This is a genomic window from Microbacterium invictum, from assembly GCF_034421375.1.
Taxonomy (GTDB): domain Bacteria; phylum Actinomycetota; class Actinomycetes; order Actinomycetales; family Microbacteriaceae; genus Microbacterium; species Microbacterium invictum_A.
This window is the reverse complement of sequence record NZ_CP139779.1, coordinates 899,897-917,624: the sequence shown is the minus strand read 5'-3', so window position 1 is coordinate 917,624 and position 17,728 is coordinate 899,897. Positions and strand designations below refer to the sequence as shown.

At 69.2% G+C, this 17,728-nt stretch carries 21 protein-coding genes; 18 read left to right on the top strand and 3 right to left on the bottom strand.

The window, feature by feature from the left end; genetic code table 11:
• The 9 genes from T9R20_RS04365 to T9R20_RS04325 all read left to right on the top strand — a co-directional run bounded on the left by T9R20_RS04365 (position 1) and on the right by T9R20_RS04325 (position 5,311).
• Positions 1 to 708, top strand: coding sequence for a GAF and ANTAR domain-containing protein (locus T9R20_RS04365; protein ID WP_322411326.1), 708 nt, complete (start codon positions 1 to 3; stop codon positions 706 to 708).
• A gap of 143 nt (positions 709 to 851) precedes the next feature.
• Complete coding sequence (locus T9R20_RS04360) at positions 852 to 1,937, top strand: acyl-CoA desaturase (protein ID WP_322411325.1); 1,086 nt, start codon at positions 852 to 854, stop codon at positions 1,935 to 1,937.
• Between the two features lie 66 nt (positions 1,938 to 2,003).
• Positions 2,004 to 2,570, top strand: coding sequence for a hypothetical protein (locus T9R20_RS04355; RefSeq protein WP_322411324.1), 567 nt, complete (start codon positions 2,004 to 2,006; stop codon positions 2,568 to 2,570).
• 133 nt (positions 2,571 to 2,703) lie between these two features.
• Complete coding sequence (locus T9R20_RS04350; RefSeq protein WP_322411323.1) at positions 2,704 to 2,856, top strand: hypothetical protein; 153 nt, start codon at positions 2,704 to 2,706, stop codon at positions 2,854 to 2,856.
• Positions 2,857 to 2,940: 84 nt separating this feature from the next.
• Positions 2,941 to 3,336: a helix-turn-helix transcriptional regulator gene (locus T9R20_RS04345; protein ID WP_322412099.1), complete on the top strand. Its 396-nt coding sequence runs from the start codon at positions 2,941 to 2,943 to the stop codon at positions 3,334 to 3,336.
• Positions 3,337 to 3,345: 9 nt separating this feature from the next.
• A complete protein-coding gene (locus T9R20_RS04340; RefSeq protein ID WP_322411322.1) occupies positions 3,346 to 3,762 on the top strand; it encodes a VOC family protein in 417 nt (138 codons plus the stop codon).
• Position 3,763: 1 nt separating this feature from the next.
• A complete protein-coding gene (locus T9R20_RS04335) occupies positions 3,764 to 4,222 on the top strand; it encodes a hypothetical protein (RefSeq protein WP_322411321.1) in 459 nt (152 codons plus the stop codon).
• Between the two features lie 57 nt (positions 4,223 to 4,279).
• A complete protein-coding gene (locus T9R20_RS04330) occupies positions 4,280 to 4,966 on the top strand; it encodes a hypothetical protein (RefSeq protein ID WP_322411320.1) in 687 nt (228 codons plus the stop codon).
• A gap of 42 nt (positions 4,967 to 5,008) precedes the next feature.
• Positions 5,009 to 5,311, top strand: coding sequence for a putative quinol monooxygenase (locus T9R20_RS04325; protein ID WP_322411319.1), 303 nt, complete (start codon positions 5,009 to 5,011; stop codon positions 5,309 to 5,311).
• 11 nt (positions 5,312 to 5,322) lie between these two features.
• On the opposite strand, the gene T9R20_RS04320 is transcribed toward T9R20_RS04325, so the two are convergent.
• Entirely contained in the window at positions 5,323 to 6,306 is a 984-nt protein-coding gene (locus T9R20_RS04320) for a squalene cyclase (protein ID WP_322411318.1), read from the bottom strand.
• Positions 6,307 to 6,369: 63 nt separating this feature from the next.
• Positions 6,370 to 6,654, bottom strand: a complete 285-nt coding sequence (locus T9R20_RS04315; RefSeq protein ID WP_322411317.1) for a hypothetical protein — start codon at positions 6,652 to 6,654, stop codon at positions 6,370 to 6,372.
• 87 nt (positions 6,655 to 6,741) lie between these two features.
• Here T9R20_RS04315 and T9R20_RS04310 point away from each other — a divergent pair, with 87 nt between their 5' ends.
• Genes T9R20_RS04310 through T9R20_RS04295 form a run of 4 tightly spaced genes read left to right on the top strand, consistent with a single transcriptional unit; the run spans position 6,742 to position 11,020 of the window.
• Positions 6,742 to 8,001 (top strand): MFS transporter, encoded by a 1,260-nt coding sequence (locus T9R20_RS04310; protein ID WP_322411316.1) that lies wholly within the window; start codon positions 6,742 to 6,744, stop codon positions 7,999 to 8,001.
• A gap of 51 nt (positions 8,002 to 8,052) precedes the next feature.
• Positions 8,053 to 9,183, top strand: coding sequence for a hypothetical protein (locus T9R20_RS04305; protein ID WP_322411315.1), 1,131 nt, complete (start codon positions 8,053 to 8,055; stop codon positions 9,181 to 9,183).
• Positions 9,184 to 9,192: 9 nt separating this feature from the next.
• Positions 9,193 to 10,170: an ABC transporter ATP-binding protein gene (locus T9R20_RS04300; protein WP_322411314.1), complete on the top strand. Its 978-nt coding sequence runs from the start codon at positions 9,193 to 9,195 to the stop codon at positions 10,168 to 10,170.
• Complete coding sequence (locus tag T9R20_RS04295) at positions 10,157 to 11,020, top strand: ABC transporter permease (RefSeq protein WP_322411313.1); 864 nt, start codon at positions 10,157 to 10,159, stop codon at positions 11,018 to 11,020. Before T9R20_RS04300 ends, T9R20_RS04295 begins: the two co-directional genes overlap by 14 nt.
• Positions 11,021 to 11,424: 404 nt before the next feature.
• On the opposite strand, the gene T9R20_RS04290 is transcribed toward T9R20_RS04295, so the two are convergent.
• A complete protein-coding gene (locus tag T9R20_RS04290; RefSeq protein ID WP_322411312.1) occupies positions 11,425 to 12,384 on the bottom strand; it encodes an endonuclease/exonuclease/phosphatase family protein in 960 nt (319 codons plus the stop codon).
• A gap of 102 nt (positions 12,385 to 12,486) precedes the next feature.
• Between T9R20_RS04290 and T9R20_RS04285 the strand changes: the two genes are divergently transcribed.
• Genes T9R20_RS04285 through T9R20_RS04265 form a run of 5 tightly spaced genes read left to right on the top strand, consistent with a single transcriptional unit; the run spans position 12,487 to position 17,704 of the window.
• Positions 12,487 to 13,536, top strand: coding sequence for a phosphodiester glycosidase family protein (locus T9R20_RS04285; RefSeq protein WP_322411311.1), 1,050 nt, complete (start codon positions 12,487 to 12,489; stop codon positions 13,534 to 13,536).
• A 4-nt stretch (positions 13,537 to 13,540) separates the two neighbouring features.
• A complete protein-coding gene (locus T9R20_RS04280; protein WP_322411310.1) occupies positions 13,541 to 14,683 on the top strand; it encodes a bifunctional glycosyltransferase family 2/GtrA family protein in 1,143 nt (380 codons plus the stop codon).
• Positions 14,680 to 15,312, top strand: a complete 633-nt coding sequence (locus T9R20_RS04275) for a DUF4956 domain-containing protein (protein ID WP_322411309.1) — start codon at positions 14,680 to 14,682, stop codon at positions 15,310 to 15,312. Before T9R20_RS04280 ends, T9R20_RS04275 begins: the two co-directional genes overlap by 4 nt.
• Entirely contained in the window at positions 15,309 to 16,124 is an 816-nt protein-coding gene (locus tag T9R20_RS04270; RefSeq protein ID WP_322411308.1) for a polyphosphate polymerase domain-containing protein, read from the top strand. Before T9R20_RS04275 ends, T9R20_RS04270 begins: the two co-directional genes overlap by 4 nt.
• A complete protein-coding gene (locus T9R20_RS04265; RefSeq protein WP_322411307.1) occupies positions 16,106 to 17,704 on the top strand; it encodes a carbohydrate-binding domain-containing protein in 1,599 nt (532 codons plus the stop codon). Before T9R20_RS04270 ends, T9R20_RS04265 begins: the two co-directional genes overlap by 19 nt.
• Positions 17,705 to 17,728: the final 24 nt, after the last annotated feature.

Below are 17,728 nucleotides of genomic sequence, written 5' to 3'. Positions count from 1 at the left end.
ATGAGCACCCGGGAAGATCAGCTCCTGCACACCGTCGGGGTGCTCGCTGACTCGCTCGTCGATGACTTCGACGTCGTGGAGCTTCTGCAGGTGCTCGTCGACGAGTGCACCACGATCTTCGACATCGTCGCCGCCGGCATCCTGCTCCGGGGGCCGGAGGGAGATCTCGAAGTGATCGTCTCGACCAGTGAGCGCAGCGAGTTCGTGGGCCTGATGCAGCTTCGTGTCGGAGAAGGACCGTGCGTCGAAGCGGTCGCGACAGGTCGGGTCGTCTCGGTCCCCGACCTCTCGCACATCTCCGACCGGTGGCCCGCCTTCGCCAGCTTGGCGATGGAATCGGGCTTCGCCTCGCTGCACGCCATCCCGATGCGGCTGCGCAGCACGACCATCGGATCGCTGAACCTGTTCGGCGAGCGGATCGGCGCCCTCAACGAACCCGATGCGACGGCAGCGAAGACCCTCGCCGATATCGCCACGATCAGCATCCTCCAGCAGCGCACGGCCGAGGAGTCCGCGCTCGCCCGGGCCCAACTTCAGCGGGCTCTGGACAGCCGAGTGGTCATCGAACAGGCGAAAGGCTACGTCGCTCAGCTCGAAGGCATCGACATGGAGGCGGCATTCCAGAGGATTCGCGCTCACGCGCGCACCTCGCAGACCCGGCTGAGCCTCGTGGCGGAGGCGATCATCACCGGCCGCCTCGCCGTCTGAGTCCGCGGGCGATCATCGCCGCCCCGTCTGCGCGAGCTCCTTGCCTTCTCGACAGCGCGGACGTACTCTGAGCACAAGTTGCCCCAGACCTCGGTCGCTTCTCTTCTCGATCGAGCACGCGGACGCGTGGACGGGAGCATCTCATGGCCGCCGCTGTCGTCATGACCGGATCGTCGGACGCTGTGCGGGGCACCGGGATCAGCGACTTCACGGAGCTCTCCGCGCGCATCCGCGGCGCGGGGCTGCTGCGAAGACGATACGGCTACTACTGGTCGAAGCTCGTGCTGCTGCCGCTGACGTTGGCCGCCGTGGTGGCTGCCTTCATCGTCGTCGGGGACAGCTGGTGGCAGCTGTTCACCGCCGTCGCCTTCGCTGTCGTCTTCACCCAGATCGCGTTCCTCGGCCATGACGCCGCCCACCGGCAGATCTTCGTCGCAGGCAAGTGGAACGACTGGACGAGCCTGGTGATCGGCGACCTGCTGGTGGGGATGAGCTACGGGTGGTGGCGGCACAAGCACACCCGGCACCACGCCAACCCCAACAAGGAAGGCTCCGATCCCGACATCGAGCTGCCGGTGATCTCCTTCACCCCCGAGCAGGTGCAACGGCGCCGGGGGCGGGCGTCGGCGTGGGTGGTGAGCCACCAGGGAGCGTTCTTCTTCCCGGTGCTGCTCCTCGAGGGGGTCTCGCTCCACGCCTCCGGGATCGCACGGGTGTTCAGACGCGAGCCCGTCGACCGCCGCTGGGTCGAGATCCTCTTCCTCACCCTCCGGATCGGCGGATTCCTCACGCTGGTGTTCCTCGTCCTCTCCCCCGGCATCGCCGTGGTGTTCCTGGTCGTTCAGCTCGGCGTCTTCGGGGTGTACATGGGCGCGTCGTTCGCACCCAACCACAAGGGAATGCCGCTCGTGCCGGCGGGGCTGAAACTCGACTTCCTTCGTCGCCAGGTGCTCATGAGTCGCAACATCCGGGGCGGTCGCTTCGTCGACACGTTCATGGGGGGCCTGAACTATCAGATCGAGCATCACCTCTTCCCCTCGATGCCGCGTCCTCACCTTCGGCGCGCAGCACCGATCGTCCGCGCCTACTGTCTCCGTCTCGGCATCCCCTACACCGAGACGGGTCTGATCGCGTCGTACGCGATCGTGGTGCGCTACATCAACCGGGTCGGCCTCGGTGAACGTGACCCCTTCGACTGCCCGCTCGTCGCACAGCGCCGAAGCCTCTGACCTCGCACTCCGCACGGCCCCGGCCGCACAGCGCGGCAATACGACACGACGTAACAGGAGACACCTATGGGAACACACAGCAGCGTGACCGGCGGCCGGTCCACCGTCGTCCGCGCCCTTCACGATCTGGGTCTGGCGGCGTGGTTCGGCGGCACGTTGATGGGAGCGGTGGGCCTGAACGGCGGTGCCGCCGCAGCGCGGGACGGCTCGGAACGGCTTCGCATCTCGTCCGCAGGGTGGGCCCGATGGGCCCCCGTGCAGCTCGCCGCGATGATCGTCCACGGCGTCGGAGGCGTCGGCCTCATCCTCGCCAACAGGGCCCGTCTCGCCGGACAACCCGAAGCGAGGACGAACACCGTGATCAAGGCTGTCGTCACCGCGGCCGCGATCGTCGCGACCGTGTACACGGGGATGCTGGGAGCCTATATCGCCCGCCACGCCGATGAAGGCGGGGAGGGCGTCACCGAACCCGGACCCGAGGCCTCGGACACTCTCGCATCCGCCCAGCGTCAGCAGCGCATCGCCCAGTGGACTCTTCCCGCATTGACCGCCGTCCTCATCGTGCTCAGCGCCCAGCAGGGCGAACAGCAGCGGCCCGTCGTCGGCATCCTGCAGCGGATCGCGAACCGATGAGCGGGCGCAGTGAGCACGACGAGTCGCGGAACGGGGTCCGGCCGCCGGGGCACGACGACCTGCCCGAGACCACCGATGAGGACGACCAGCCCGTAGACAACCCCTCGGGCTGACGACGACAGGAGGCACCAGATTGAGCGACCGCGACATCGACGACCCATCGACCAGCTCCGAGCCCCTCGCGGACGGAGAGAAGAACTCGGCGGCCGACGCCGGCTCGGAGTCCCCGGAGGAGGGCGCGGCGGCGATGGCGACGGCGGAGGACGCCATCATCGACGAGGAGTGACGAGGCGGCGGTCGACACGACCCCGCCGCCTCGTGCGATCATCGGGGCGTGGGCAAGCGACCCGACCTCGAGACCCTCGTGCTGATGCGCCGGGTGCGAGACAGGATGGACCGCGAGTACGCCCGCCCGCTCGATGTCACCTCCCTCGCCCGCGGCGTGCACATGTCGGCGGGACACCTCAGTCGCCAATTCCAGCTCGCCTACGGCGAGTCGCCGTACGCCTATCTGATGACGCGTCGCATCGAACGGGCCATGGCCCTCCTGCGTCGCGGCGATCTCTCGGTGACGGAGGTCTGCTTCGAGGTCGGATGCCAGTCGCTCGGTACCTTCAGCACCCGCTTCACCGAGCTCGTCGGCGTCCCGCCGAGCGTCTATCGCGAACGTGGAGCGCCGTTCCGGCCCGGGATGCTGCCGTGCATCGCCCGGCAGGTGACCAGACCGATCAGGAATCGAGAAGCGCACTCCGAGCGTGGGTCCTAGCGTGAAGCCATGGACATCACGATTCACTCGAGTTTCCTGCCGCACACCGACCCCGAAGCATCCCTGACCTTCTACCGCGATGTTCTGGGTTTCGAGGTCAGGCTCGATGTCGGCTACGACGACATGCGCTGGATCACGGTCGGCCCCCCGGGCCAGCCCGACACGGCGATCGTCCTGCACCCGCCGGCCGTCGGCACCGACATCTCCGATGACGAGCGCGACATGCTGCTCGGCCTCATCGCCAAGGGGAGCTACTTCGGAGTGAATCTCGCCACGGATGACCTCGACGCGGTCTTCGAGCGCATCGAAGCCGCCGGTGCCGACATCGTGCAAGAGCCGATCGAGCAGGATTACGGGGTTCGCGACGCGGCGTTCCGAGACCCGGCGGGCAATCTGATCCGCCTCCAGCAGAAAGGGGATGCCTGAGATGGCACCGGAGAGCTCCACCACGAAGTCCGGCTTCAGCGACACCGAGCGTGCGGCGATGCAGCAGCGCGCCGAGGAGCTGCGGTCGATGAAGGGCGTCAAGGGCGCCGCGAAGAAGGCGAAGGAGCTCGAGGCGTGCCTCTCCGCCATCGCCGAGCTGCCCGAGACCGATCGGGCGATCGCCGAACGCCTGCACGTGATGGTGAGTGAAGAGGCACCGGGCCTCGACCCGAAGACCTGGTACGGGTTCCCGACCTATGCCCAGGACGGGAAGAACATCCTCTTCTACCAGCCGGCGTCGAAGTTCGACACGCGGTACGGGACAGTCAACTTCGCCGAGGACGCTGCGATCGACGACGGCGAGATGTGGGCCGTCTCCTTCGCCCTGCTCGAGATGACCGAAGCGGCGGAGAAGAAGATCCGCGGGCTCATCCGCAGGGCGGTGGCGCCGGCGGGGTGAGTCACGGCGTTGAGGCGGCTCTGGCGTGTCGCGGCTCCCCTGGGAGACCATGGGCCGATGGAATTCGGCGGAGTCCTGCCCATCGATGCCCCCGACCCCAGCGCGGCGTCTGAGGCGCGGCTTCGGAGCATCGATTTTCCGGTGATGCAGCTCGTTCCCCAGCCGAGCCTCACGCGCATGCCGATTACCGGGTTCAGCGAGTCGACGGGCACCGGAGGGTTCGATCATCGGACGGTGTCGTTCTCGTACACGCTCTGGCGGTATCCCGATGATCGTTCCGACCCCCGCAACGAGGTGGAGCTGGATGCCGCGACAAGGCGCGCGATCGAGGAGGAGCCTCCGTGGGGACGCCCGGCCTGGCTGGTCGAGCAGGCGCAACTCTTCCGCTATCCCATGCTGCAGGAAGCCGTCCGCACGACGTGGCACGCGGATCCGCGCGCGCCCCACGGGTCGCTCGAGGCGCAGCTGATCGACCACATGAACCACGTGCTCCGCAATCAGTTCCGCGAACAGCTGGGTCTGCCCACCGGTCCGACCCGGGATGGGTCGTGGCAGGTGCGGCCCTCGGCCGTCGCCACGGGGACGATGAGAGTGGACGAACGAGAGATCAACGGCATCCGGGTCGACACCGACCCTTTCGTCGTGGGAGCGGGATTCAGAGTCGACCCGCACGTTGTGTGCACCGTGGTGCTGCCGCGGGACGATCTGCCGCTCCTCGACGTGTCGCTGGCGACGCTTGCCTGAGCGGCACACCGCGTGGGGGTGCCCCGGACTAGGGTGCCCGTCATGACCTTTGTGAATGTCGGAACGCTGGGCGCACAGCCCGGAAAACGCGACGAGCTGATCGCCCAGCTGACCCGGCCGAGCAGCGTCCTCGCCGATATCGGGTGCCTCGCCTACGAGGTCGGCGCCGACGACACCCAGCCCGACACGGTGTTCGTGATGGAGCTGTGGAAGAGCGCCGAGGCGCACCGGGCGTCGCTGTCGTTACCCGAGGTGCAGGCGCAGATCGCCGAGGCTCGGCCCCTGCTTTCCGGCGATTTCGGGGGATTCCGGTTCGATGTCGTGGGCTCCCCGCTGCACCACTGACCCCGACGCCGTCAGGCGACGGCGACGTCGTGCGTGGTGTCCCACCACTCAAGCACCCGGGTGCCGATGAGGGTCAGCCACGGGGAGGGCTCGCCCTCCGGAACATCCATGTGGAACCAGACCCGGCCGGGCAGCCGGCGGGACTGGATCCAGGTGCCGTCGGGCTGCCTCTGACTCCGTACCAGCTCTACTGCCTCGGCGAGGCGTTCGTCCGGCGGGGTGCCGTCGAAATCCGCGGCATCCCGGAAGTAGTCGAGCGCTGCGAGTGCGCTGTAGACATGCCGGTTGGGATACAAGAAGTGCGTAGCGAATGGCGCGACCACCTCGCCGGTCGACGCCCGGTACAGCAGCTTCCGAGACAGCAGGTACTCCTCGCCGCTGCGCCGCACCTCGGTCAGCGAGCGGTCGCCGGTGATCCGCTGGTAGGCGAGGAGACCGCGCAAGGCGTTGAGCGTGGAATGGAACGACGAACGCACCGAGTCGCCCTCCTCGGCCTCGCAGTTCCAGCCCCCGTCGGCGAGACGGTGCTCGCGGAACCACTCGGCAAGAGCCGACATGTCGACACCGAGCCACGCACCGTTGGCGAGGGTGAAGGAGTTGATGCACACATCCACTTCTCCACCCCAGTACGGCAGGTCGTCGTACTCCCAGCGGCTGTTCTGCGCGAGCTTGTCCGCCGTGCCACCGAGCGCGTGGGCGGGAACCCCGAACTCGCGCAGGTCTTTCAACGTCCAGGTCGTCGCGTTCCAGGGCTGCCCCGGCTGCTGCGCCTCTTCACTGTCGAAATACCCCGCGGGAAAGTACGCGCCGCCGGCCCACTGGCCGTCGGCGTCCTGCTTCGACAGCAGCAGCGCCCCCCATCCCTCGTGCGGGACGCGATCGCGGGTCGCCCGCCAGACCTCGGGCGGCGCGTGGGCGACATCCTTCTCCACCTGCCACCGCAGAGCGGGGTCGGTATCGAGCATCCAGGTCAGCGTGCGCTCATCGATCGACATGAGGAGCACGGTAGTCCCCCCTCCGGACATGGGGAACGCCCTCGCGCTGCGTCCTGGCGAAGATCAGTCGGCCACCTCGATGACGATCGTCTTCCCGTTCGCGATGACACCAGGCCCCCGGTCGGGCGTCGGAGCGGGAACGGGGATCTGCTGTTCCGCCTCCCACGCCAGTCGGGCATCGTGAGCCGCCGGGTGGAAGAGTTCGTCGAACCCGAGAAGCCCTCCGGATGACGGTACCGAGCCGTCCGCGACGTCGCGGTGCCGGAGCGACGCGACGCCCACACCGATGAAAAGGACGGGGATGACAAGCACGAGCGCGACGGTTGCCCAGCCGAAGACGTCAGTCATGCGAACCAGGCTAGGAGAACGTCCCGACCCTTCGCGTCCCCCGAAAGGATGACATTTCCACGAACATCCCGGGCCTAGTCTGTGGCCATGGGCGAGGGAGGGGAAGGCGGCGGCGAGATCCTGCGGCTACGACCCTTCGCGTACTTCTGGGGGGCGTCGAGCCTCCGGGCGGTCGGCGGCAGCATGGCGACCGTCGCCATCCAGGTCGTCATCGTCACCATCCTCGAGGCGACCCCGTCGCAGATCAGCATCCTCAGTGCGCTGAGCGTCGTGCCCTACCTCTTCCTCGGTCTCGTGGTGGGCGCGCTGATGGATCGATGGCGACGCCAGCGGACTCTCGTGCTCACCAGCATCGGACGAGCCTTCGTGTTCATCGTGCTCGCCGTGCTCCTGCTCACCGGCACCCTGGACTTCTGGACCCTCGCTGCGGTCACCCTCGCGCTCGGCGTGCTGACCCTCTTCGCCGACTCCGCCGCGCAACCCCTCCTCCCCCGCATCGCCCCGCGCTCCTCGCTGGTTCAGGCCAACGCCCGGCTCGGCCAGAGCGAGACCGTCGCCGGAACCGCCGGGCCCGCCCTGGGCGGGATCCTCCTGAACCTCGTGGGACCCGCGGTGCTGTTCGCCATCGAGGCCATGATCAGCGCAATCGCCGCGCTCCTGCAGTCCCGCATCGTGGTGTACGAGCCGCCGAGCTCACCGCGACCGCCGGGACGACATGTCGGACACGAGATCGCGGAGGGCATGCGATACACCTACGGGCATCGCACGCTTCGCCCCCTGGCGATCTCGATCCACGTCTGGTTCCTGGCGAACAGCATCGTCGCCACGGTGCTGGCGGTCTACGTCCTGCGCGAGCTCGGCCTCCCCTCGTGGGCATTCGGCATAGCCCTGGCCGCCGGCGGAATCGGCGGCTTCGCGGGGGCGCTCGTCGCACCGCGGGTCGGCGCGCGCCTCGGCGCGGGGCACGCCATCCTCCTCGGGCGCTCCCTCGTGGTCATCCCCTGGCTCACCCTGGCGATCGCCCCCCTGACCGCCGCGAGCGGCACCGCCCCCGTCCTGGTCGTCGTCGCGCTCACGCAACTCCTGTGGGGCCTCGGCATGGGCATCGAAGATGCGAACGACATCTCCTACCGCCAGTCGGTCGCGCCCGACGACATCCAGGGACGGATGAACGCCACGATCCGCACGATCAACCGCGTCATCTTCTTCGTCGGAGCCCTCCTCACCGGCATCCTGATGGTCCAGCTCGGGTACCAGACCACCCTCGGCGTGGCTGCCGGCATCTTCGCCGTCGCCGCGCTCATCGTCGCGTTCTCGCCCCTTCGCCGCGTACAGCACGCAATCTGAGGGTTCGCCGTGACCCGGGTCGGAACGCCGCGACCGGCGTAGCCTGGTCGCATGAACCCCGGCCCGCGCGCACGCATCCGTCGTCCGTTGATCTGGACCTCGGTCGTTGCGGTGCCCCTCCTCGCGGGGGCAGCGATCGCGGTGCCGATGGCTGCCAGCGGCGCCGTCGACCTCCCGGACAAGACCCCGCAGGAACTGATCGAGTTCGCGGCGGCGAGCGAGGTCGAGGCGCTCAGCGGCACGATCGAGCAGACGTCGGAGCTGGGCCTCCCCGATCTCGGCGCACTCACGGGATCGATGGACGACGCTGCCGGCGAGGGTGATTCGTCGGCTCAACTCGACGATCTGATCGCGCTCGTCACCGGCTCGCACACCGCCAAGGTGTATCTCGACGGCGACAGCGCCCGCCTGCAGGTGCTCGACGAACTCGGCGAGCGCAATGTGTACGTCGACGAGGCGGCCCGCGAGGTCTGGTACGTCGACAGCGAGAGCCAGTCGGCGACGAAGCTGGTGCTGCCGGACGACGAAGAGCTGCGGGATGCCTACGGAGAGGACGCCGAGAAGCCCGAGGCCGGCGACGTGCTGCCGACCCCCGACGAGATGCTCGACGACGCGCTCGCGCGCCTGGACGAGAGTACCGAGGTGACCGTCGGCACCGACGCGAGGGTCGCCGGACGTGAGGTCTACGAGCTGGTCCTGGCACCCCGCACCGACGACACCCTGGTCGGCGACGTGCGGTTCGCCATCGACGGCGAGACCGGCGTCGCCCTCTCGGCTTCCGTCACCGCACGGGGTGTCACCGAACCCGCCTTCCAGGTCGCGTTCACGCAGGTCTACTTCTCGGCCCCCGACGCGAGCGTCTTCGCGTTCGAACCCGGCGCCGGCCTCGATGTGACCGAGAAGGACGTGCCCCTTCCGACCGAGCGGGAACAGGGCGAGCTCTCGACGCCGCAGGATGAGACGGCTCCCCGCGTCGTCGGTGAGGGCTGGTCCGCCGTGGTCGAACTGGCGAACCCGGGCATGGACGCCGAGCAGCGGGCGATGCTCGACAGCCTCACCACCGCCGTGGACGGCGGCCGGGTCATCCAGACCTCGCTGATGAGCGTGATGATCACCGACGACGGGCGGATCCTCATCGGCGCCGTGCCCACACAGCTCCTGGTCGACGTCGCGGGACGCTGACGCCCGCCGGTGACGACCCGTCCTGATGAGACCCGCGCCGCAGAGCTGGCCGTCCAGACGCGCGGCCTGACGAAGCGGTTCGGCAGCCAGACCGCGGTCGACGGGGTCGATATCGCCGTTCCCCGGGGCTCGGTCTTCGGCTTCCTGGGGCCGAACGGGTCGGGGAAGACCACGACGATCCGAATGCTCCTGGGCCTCGTCCGCCCGAGCAGCGGTGAGGCCGAGGTGCTCGGAGAGGCGATGCCGCGCTCGCTGGACAACGTCCTGCCACGGGTGGGCGCTCTCGTCGAGGGTCCGGCCTTCTCGCCGTTCCTCACCGGTGAGCAGAACCTCCGCCGCTTCGACGCCGCCGATCGGCACTCGTCCGGTCGTACGCGCCGACAGCGGGTGGCGACCGCGCTCGACCGCGTCGGTCTGTCCCACGCGGCGAAGAAGAAGGCGCAGGCGTACTCGCTCGGGATGAAGCAGCGCCTCGGGCTCGCAAGCGCACTCCTCATGCCGCGCGACCTGCTCGTGCTGGACGAGCCGACCAACGGTCTCGACCCGCAGGGCACCCGCGAAGTGCGGGCGCTGATCCGCTCGTTCGCAGCGGACGGCACGACCGTCTTCGTCTCCAGCCACCTGCTCGCCGAGGTCGAGCAGCTCTGCACCCACGTCGGAGTGATGAGCGGCGGCCGCCTCGTCGCCCAGGGCACCCTCGACGACTTCCGTCGCTCGGATGCGCGGGCGCGGGTGCGGGTGCAGACCCCTGACCTCGCATCGGCGCGCGGGGTGCTCGCGTCGCTCGGTGTCGGGACGGATGCCGCGGATGCCTCGTCCGACCGCGAGACGCTCACCGGTTCCCTTCCCGAGACGGCCTCTCCCGAGGCGATCGTGGCGGCCCTCGTCGGCGCCGGTGTCCGCGTTCGGGGCTTCGCCGTCGTGACCGAGAGCCTCGAGCAGCGCTTCGTGGAGCTGACGGGGGAGGGTTTCGATGTCGTCGCGTGAGTCCGTCGCCGCGCGATCGTCGGCCCCCGGTGGATGGGGGACGCTCACGCTGCTGGGCAATGAACTGTCGGTGCAGTTCCGACGGTGGCGAACGTGGGCGATGCTCGGCGCGCTGGCGCTCATCCCCGTCCTGCTCGGCGTGGCCATCCGATTCGTCGGCGGCTCGGACCCTGGGCGCGGCCCCGCGTTCCTGGATCAGATCACCGACAATGGGCTGTTCGTCGGGCTGGCCGCCCTCACCGTGGCGATCCCGCTCTTCCTCCCGCTGACCGTCAGCGTCACGGCCGGCGACGCGATCGCGGGCGAGGCGAGCCACGGGACCCTCCGCTACTTGCTGATCGCGCCCGCCGGTCGCATCCGTCTTCTCCTGGTCAAGTACCTCAGCGCCGTCGTGTTCTGCGTTGCCGCCACCCTCACCGTGGTGCTCGTCGGATCGATCGTGGGCGCCATCCTGTTCCCGATCGGGCCGGTCACCCTCGTGTCGGGCGCCCAGGTGTCGACGGGCGAGGGGCTGCTGCGACTGCTCGCGGTCGCCGCCTACGCATCGATCTCGCTCATCGGCCTCTCGGCGATCGGCCTCTTCCTCTCGACCCTGACCACGGTGCCGATCGGTGCGATGGCGGCGACGGCGATCCTCGCCGTGGCCACGCAGATCGTCGGGGCGATCCCCCAGCTGGACGCTCTGCATCCGTGGCTGTTCACCGACCGGTGGCTGGACTTCGGCGATCTGCTCCGCTCCCCCGTCATCTGGGACTCGTTCGCGGCCAACGCCCTGCTGCAGGCCGGCTATGTCGTGGTGTTCGGAGCCGCGGCGGTGCTCCGGTTCGCGACGAAGGACGTGCTCTCGTAGCCCGGAGAAGATCGATCACGAAAAGGTAACGGCAGGGCCTTCCCTTTCGTTACCTCGCCGTTATAGAGTGCTCGCACGGTAGTTGTTTTGCTGTGGCAGCTACCGACATGTGATTGCAGGACACTCTTGGTGCAAGGGACAAGGGCCGGTCGGGAGCCTCACCGACCGGCCCTTACTCTGTCCCTCCCCAGGCCGACGTTATGGACCACCTGAGAATCACGAAAAGGTAACGACGAGGCCTTCCCTTTCGTTACCTCGCCGTTATAGAGTGCTCGCACGGTAGTTGTTTTGCTGTGGCAGCTACCGACATGTGATTGCAGGACACTCTTGGTGCAAGGGACAAGGGCCGGTCGGGAGCCTCTCCGACCGGCCCTTACTTGTGCCCACTCGCGGCGCACCCTCGATCACGCTCCGCACAGCGACCACTCGCCGACCACTCCGCGGTGATCGCTCCCCGGCACCGAGAAGCTGTCCCACGCCATCGGAACGGCACCGCGCGCGAGGACGTGATCGATGGCGGTGAACGCCGGCACCGGGCGCTCCTCGGGCCAGGTGGGCCACGGGATCGGCCCCGCCGCCTCAGCCGCGGTGCGCAGCGTCGAAGCGAGGTGCCGAAAGGCGGGATGCGCATACGAGGCGTTGAGATCGCCCGCCACGATCAGACGCTCATCCGGGGCCTCCCGGATCCACTGCTCGAGCGCACCGAGTCCAGCACGCCAGTCCGCGGGCTGGCCGATGGGCGGAGGCGGGTGCACCGCCGCCACCCGGAACTCCTCCCCGTCGGGAAGGGCCGCGACCGCGGTGACCTGATCGAAGACGCTCCCCTCGATGTCCTCTCCATCGCGGAGCGGAAAAGCGGAGAGGATGACGCTGCCGTTCACCCCGCCTTCGCTCGTCTCACGCGTGCGGTAGGGCAGAGCCGCCGCCAGCCCGCGTTCGCTCAGCACCGCGTCGATGTGCGTCTCGTCGGTCTCGACGAGCGCCACGATGTCGGCGCCCGCCTCGTCGATGCGCTCCGCGAGGAGGGCGGGGTCGGCTCCGGCGAACTTGGCGTTGAAGGTGACGACGGTCACGGTCGTCGTCGTCGCGCACTCCGCTGCGGCACGCAGCGGCGTGAGGGTGGGAAGTCCGGCCATCACCGCACCCACGACGAGGATCGCCGCCGCCGCCCAGGCCCGGAAGAACAGGGGGACGACGGCGAGGACCACCAGCCCGACGGCTCCGAGCGGAACGAGCGCCTGCGCGGCCGGGATCACTCCGCCCGCCTGCGTGTCCAGGTGCGGCAGGGCCACCGCCACGACCGCGACCGCGAGGGCGACCCCGGCCCACACCCATCTCGAACGGCGGCGACGGGCTCTTCCCACCCGGCCACGCTAGCTGCCGCGGCCGCCCTCCTGCGTCGTCTCTTCGGAAATCCTCAGGCTCCATGAACGTGCGGACAATGCCGCCCCCGTATTCCTGGGGGCATGCGCTCGCCGAACACCGTCACCGCCCCGCTTCCCACCGCCTCCGCCCCTCAGGCGGACGATCGGAAACGGCGCCGGCGCCGGTGGCCGAACGTCGCCATCGGCGCCGTCCTCGTCGTGGTGCTCTCGCTGGGCGGCACCGCCGTCTGGGCGGTCGACCGGTTCCTCATCGAACACGTCGAGATCGCCGACGTCTCGGCGTACGAGGAGGCGAACTCCACCCTTACCGACACCGATAGCACCGACGACGCCGGCACCGACACCGACGGGAGCACCGACACCGACGACGGCGGGACGGCGGTCGTCACCGACACGTCGTACACGGACGACGACACCTCGATCACGATCTCCACCGTGACGACGGGCACAGGGGACGACACGGTCACGTACTACGTCGCCGACGTGACGGTGACAGATGCCACGCAGCTGCGCTCGGCATTCGCGAAAGACCAGTTCGGCGAGAACATCACCGAGACCACCAGCCAGATCGCGTCCGACAACGACGCGATCCTCGCCGTCAACGGCGACTACTACGGGTTCCGTTCGACCGGCATCGAGATCCGCAACGGCGTGATCTATCGCGACGAGGGAGTCCGCGAGGGTCTGGCGTTCTTCCTCGACGGGCACGTCGAGGTGTACGACGAGACGGCGACGACCGCGGAAGACCTGCTGGCCGACGGTGTCTGGAACACCGTGTCGTTCGGTCCGGCGATCGTCGAAGACGGCGAGACGGTCGCCGGCATCGAGGATGTCGAAGTCGACACCAACGTCGGAAACCACTCCATCCAGGGCGACCAGCCGCGCACGGCGATCGGCATCATCGACGACAACCACTATGTGTTCGTCGTCGTCGACGGCCGATCCCCGGGGTACAGCGCGGGGGTGACACTCACCGAGCTCGCGGAGATCATGACGAGCCTCGGCGCGACCACCGCCTACAACCTCGACGGCGGCGGGTCGTCGACGCTGTACTTCAACGGCGAGGTCGTCAACCAGCCCTCCAACGGCGGCGAGCGCGGCACCTCCGACATCCTCTACGTGGCGGGCTGAGGTCATGATCGTCCTGGTGCCGGCCTATCAGCCCGGCGCTGCGCTGCCGGCTCTCGTGGAGCGGTTGACAAGAGCGGATGTCGGGTCCGACGTCGTGGTCGTCGACGACGGCAGCGGCCCGGCCTTCGCGGGGGTCTTCGACGAGGCCGCCCGACGGGGTGCGACCGTGATCACCCACCCGCTCAACCGCGGCAAGGGTGCGGCGCTGAAGACGGGCATCCGTGACATCCTCGCCCGCTTCCCCGGGCACGACGTGGTGACCGCCGACGCCGACGGGCAGCACATCGTTCATGACATCCAGCGCGTCGCCGACGCCCTCGCATCCGACGTCTCGCACCAGCCGGCCCTCGTACTGGGTGCCCGGGCCTTCCGTGGCACGGTGCCGCTGCGCAGCCGCGTGGGGAACACCGTCGCGCGAGGTCTGTTCCGGATCGCGGCGGGGTGGAACGCATCCGACACCCAGACCGGGCTCCGCGGCATCCCGGCGGGAATGCTGCCGTGGCTCCTGGACGTGCCGGGCGAACGCTTCGAGTACGAGACCGAGATGCTGCTCCGGCTCCGGAGCGCGGGTTTCGAGGCGCGGGAGATCGCCGTCGACACGATCTACCTCGAGAGCAACACCTCCAGTCATTTCCGGCCCATCATCGACTCGGTGCGGGTGACCGCTCCCCTCCTGGCCTTCGCCGCCTCGTCGCTGCTGGCCTTCCTCGTCGACACGATCGCGCTCCTCGTCCTCACCGCGATGACCGGGTCACTGATCGGGTCGATCGTGGGGGCACGCCTGCTGAGCGCCACGGTCAACTTCGTCGTCAATCGGCAATTCGTCTTCCGCCGACGCGGGCGGCAGCGGATGATCGCGCAGGGCCTCGGCTACGTGACCCTCGCCCTGCTGCTGCTCGGCTCCAACGTCGTCTGGATGACCTTCCTCACCGACCTCGGGCTGCCCCTCCTCGCGGCCAAGGTCATCACCGAGACAGTGCTGGCGGTCACCAGCTACCAGGTGCAGCGCCGCGTGATCTTCGCCGGCGGACGGACCGACCCGGAACGTCAGCGACGCTTGGCTCCGTCACAGGAACGGCCAAGGAGCACAGAAGTGCCCGGCGATCGGATGAATCTCACCATCCCCCGCCGCGAGAGGACACCATGAACGTCACCCTGCTGCTCATCGCCGCCGACATCGTCGCCGCCGTCATCCTGAGCTTGGCCCTCTACTACCGGCGTCACCGCCGCCGTGACCTCGTCGTGGCCTTCCTCGGAGTGAACGTCGGTGTGCTGGCGGTGACCGTGGTGCTCGGAAGCTCCGAGGTGGCCGTCGGACTGGGACTCGGACTGTTCGGCGTGCTGTCGATCATCCGGCTCCGCTCGTCGGAGATCTCTCAGCGCGAAGTCGCCTACTACTTCTCCTCGCTCGCGCTCGGACTCGTCGGCGGCCTGCCGGCGACCGAGCCGTGGATCCCCGTGTCCCTGATGGGGCTCGTCCTCCTCGTGATGGCCATCGCGGACCACCCCCGGCTTCTCAGCCACTCGCGCCAGCAGACCGTGCAGATCGATCGCGCCGTCGCCGACGAGGCTGAGCTCCGCCGCGTGCTGGAGGCCCGCCTGCACGCCACGGTGACGTCCCTCACCGTTCAGCATCTCGACCTGGTCGACGACACGACGCTGGTCGACGTCCGCTACCGCCTGCGCCCCGTCTCGACGACGACGGCGACCGCGACGACGACGGCGACCGCGACCGCGACGGCACCGGATTCCCTCACCCTGGAGCGCACACGATGACCACGTCCTCCGACCTCTCCCGCTTCGACGCTATCGACCTCGACAGCCTGATCGCCGAGGCGTCTCTGCAGACCCGCGTCGACCGCAAGTACGTCCTGACACGCGACTCGGCCCGCCAGGTGGTGGCCCGGTTCGACGACGCCACACGCATTCTCGACACCGAGGGCATCCGCTCCTTCCGGTATGAATCGGTCTACTTCGACACCCCGGACCTGCTCAGCTTCCGGATGGCGGCGCAGCCGCGGCGACGTCGCTTCAAACTGCGCACCCGCACCTACCTCGACTCGCAGGCGGCCTTCCTCGAGCTCAAGACGCGCGGGGCGCGGAGCGCCACCGTGAAGGAGCGCGTCGAATACGCCGCCGGGGAGCGCACCGTGCTGAGCGACCTCGCCCGCAGCTATGCCGCCGAAGGGCTCCACGCCGTCGGCATTGCTGAGGAACGGGCCGACGACCTCGGGTCCCGGCTCACCACGACCTACCGACGCGCGACGTTCGTCGCCCCCGACGGCTCGGCCCGCTGCACGCTCGACACCGAGCTGCGCTGGGTCGACGTCGAGGGGACGACGCTCCTCACCCCCCGCCTGTTGGTGATCGAGACGAAGTCGGGCTCGGCGGCATCGGCCTTCGACCGCGCACTCTGGCGGGCCGGGCACCGCCCCGTGAACATCAGCAAATACGCGACGGGGCTCGCCGCACTCCATCCCGACCTCCCCCGCAATCGGTGGGCGCGCCTCCTGCGCGGACCGTTCGCCGACGCGATCCGCCACCACCCGAACCGACAGAAGGAGACCCCATGCGCAACCGCCGCCTGATCCTGCCCCTCATCCCGCTGAGCATCGCCGGGCTCGTCCTCGCGGGCTGTGCGACCACCGTCGCACTTCCGACCGAGACGTCCGACACCTCCGCGGGATCTCAGACCAGCCAGAGCGAGACGACGGTCGCCACGACGACGGACACCACCGCCGAGGCCGTGCTGGCGGCCGACGAGAACGCCACCGTGGTGCGCGACGACGAATGGTCGGCGGACGACGCGTCCGAGATCGCCCTCACCGGCGACGGGGCGACGAGCTCCGCCACCGGTGTCACCACCGAGGGGGGTACGGTGACGATCACCGAGGCCGGGGTGTACCGCCTGAGCGGCGACCTCACGGGCTCGGTGGTGGTCGCCGCCCCCGACGACGCGCAGGTCGTGCTGATCCTCGACGGCGTCACCATCACCAACGCCGGTGGACCGGCCATCGAGGTGGTCACCGCCGACGACGTCGCCGTCTCCCTCGCCGAGGGGAGCACGAACACCCTCTCGGATGCCTCGTCCTACCCCGACGACGCGGACGCCAACGCGGCGTTGTACAGCTCCGCCGACCTGACCATCACGGGCACCGGCTCGCTGACCGTCACGGGGAACGGCAACGACGGCATCGCCAGCACCGACGACCTCGCGATCCTCGCGGGAACCATCACGGTCACGGCGGTCGACGACGGCCTCCGAGGGAAGGACTCGGTCTCGATCGAGGGCGGCACGATCACCGTCGATGCCGGTGGGGATGCGATCAAGAGCGACAACGAGGAGGAGGACACCCGCGGGTACATCCTCCTCGAGGACGGGGTGATCGACCTGACCGCCGCCGACGACGGCCTCGACGCGTACACCGACATCGTCTTCACCGGGAGCACCCTGTCGGTGGCGGCATCGGGCGACGCCGTGCATGCCGGTTCCGCGCTCGCCGTCGCCGGCGGGACGATCACGGTCAGCGAGTCCTACGAGGCGCTCGAGGCCCCGGCCGTCACGATCGAAGGAGGCGAGATCGACATCACCGCCTCGGACGACGGCATCAACGCCGCCAGCCCGACCTCGACCGGCGGCGGGATGGAGGACACCGGCGAGACGATCGAGGTCAGCGGAGGCACCGTGATCGTGCGCGCCGGTGGCGACGGACTGGATTCGAACGGCTCGCTGACCGTCTCGGGCGGATCGCTGACGGTCTTCGGGCCGGAGACTGCACGAGGCGACGGCGCGCTGGACGCGAACGGCGCCTTCGCCGTGACCGGCGGGACCCTCGCCACGGTGGGCGGCGCCGGCGTCGCACAGGCATCGGGCGACAGCTCGACCCAGCCGCGGCTCTCGGCGACCGCGTCGGGGAGCGCGGGCGATCTCATCGAGCTCGTCGACGCCTCCGGCGGCACCGTGGCATCCCTCACCGCCGAGGTGTCGTTCACCACGATCGTCTTCTCGTCGGCCGATCTCCTCGCCGATGCCGAGTACACCGTCATGGTGAACGGCGAGTCGGTGACGACGGTCACCGAGGGCACCGCGACGATCGGGCAGGGCGGCCCCGGCGGCGGGGCCGGCGGGGGGACCGGCGGGCCCGGCGGGGGCGGCCAGCGCCCCTGACGTCAGACCGGCATCCGTCGATCG

Bases quoted from the DNA above. Each gene is read 5' to 3' on its own strand.
- T9R20_RS04345 (WP_322412099.1), top strand. From the start codon at position 2,941: ATGCGCCGGGTGCGAGACAGGATGGACCGCGAGTACGCCCGCCCGCTC.
- T9R20_RS04280 (WP_322411310.1), top strand. From the start codon at position 13,541: ATGATCGTCCTGGTGCCGGCCTATCAGCCCGGCGCTGCGCTGCCGGCT.
- T9R20_RS04310 (WP_322411316.1), top strand. From the start codon at position 6,742: ATGGGCGAGGGAGGGGAAGGCGGCGGCGAGATCCTGCGGCTACGACCC.
- T9R20_RS04270 (WP_322411308.1), top strand. From the start codon at position 15,309: ATGACCACGTCCTCCGACCTCTCCCGCTTCGACGCTATCGACCTCGAC.
- T9R20_RS04325 (WP_322411319.1), top strand. From the start codon at position 5,009: ATGACCTTTGTGAATGTCGGAACGCTGGGCGCACAGCCCGGAAAACGC.
- T9R20_RS04305 (WP_322411315.1), top strand. From the start codon at position 8,053: ATGAACCCCGGCCCGCGCGCACGCATCCGTCGTCCGTTGATCTGGACC.
- T9R20_RS04335 (WP_322411321.1), top strand. From the start codon at position 3,764: ATGGCACCGGAGAGCTCCACCACGAAGTCCGGCTTCAGCGACACCGAG.
- T9R20_RS04285 (WP_322411311.1), top strand. From the start codon at position 12,487: ATGCGCTCGCCGAACACCGTCACCGCCCCGCTTCCCACCGCCTCCGCC.
- T9R20_RS04365 (WP_322411326.1), top strand. From the start codon at position 1: ATGAGCACCCGGGAAGATCAGCTCCTGCACACCGTCGGGGTGCTCGCT.
- T9R20_RS04315 (WP_322411317.1), bottom strand. From the start codon at position 6,654: ATGACTGACGTCTTCGGCTGGGCAACCGTCGCGCTCGTGCTTGTCATC.
- T9R20_RS04360 (WP_322411325.1), top strand. From the start codon at position 852: ATGGCCGCCGCTGTCGTCATGACCGGATCGTCGGACGCTGTGCGGGGC.
- T9R20_RS04265 (WP_322411307.1), top strand. From the start codon at position 16,106: ATGCGCAACCGCCGCCTGATCCTGCCCCTCATCCCGCTGAGCATCGCC.
- T9R20_RS04355 (WP_322411324.1), top strand. From the start codon at position 2,004: ATGGGAACACACAGCAGCGTGACCGGCGGCCGGTCCACCGTCGTCCGC.
- T9R20_RS04330 (WP_322411320.1), top strand. From the start codon at position 4,280: ATGGAATTCGGCGGAGTCCTGCCCATCGATGCCCCCGACCCCAGCGCG.
- T9R20_RS04275 (WP_322411309.1), top strand. From the start codon at position 14,680: ATGAACGTCACCCTGCTGCTCATCGCCGCCGACATCGTCGCCGCCGTC.
- T9R20_RS04340 (WP_322411322.1), top strand. From the start codon at position 3,346: ATGGACATCACGATTCACTCGAGTTTCCTGCCGCACACCGACCCCGAA.
- T9R20_RS04320 (WP_322411318.1), bottom strand. From the start codon at position 6,306: ATGTCGATCGATGAGCGCACGCTGACCTGGATGCTCGATACCGACCCC.
- T9R20_RS04295 (WP_322411313.1), top strand. From the start codon at position 10,157: ATGTCGTCGCGTGAGTCCGTCGCCGCGCGATCGTCGGCCCCCGGTGGA.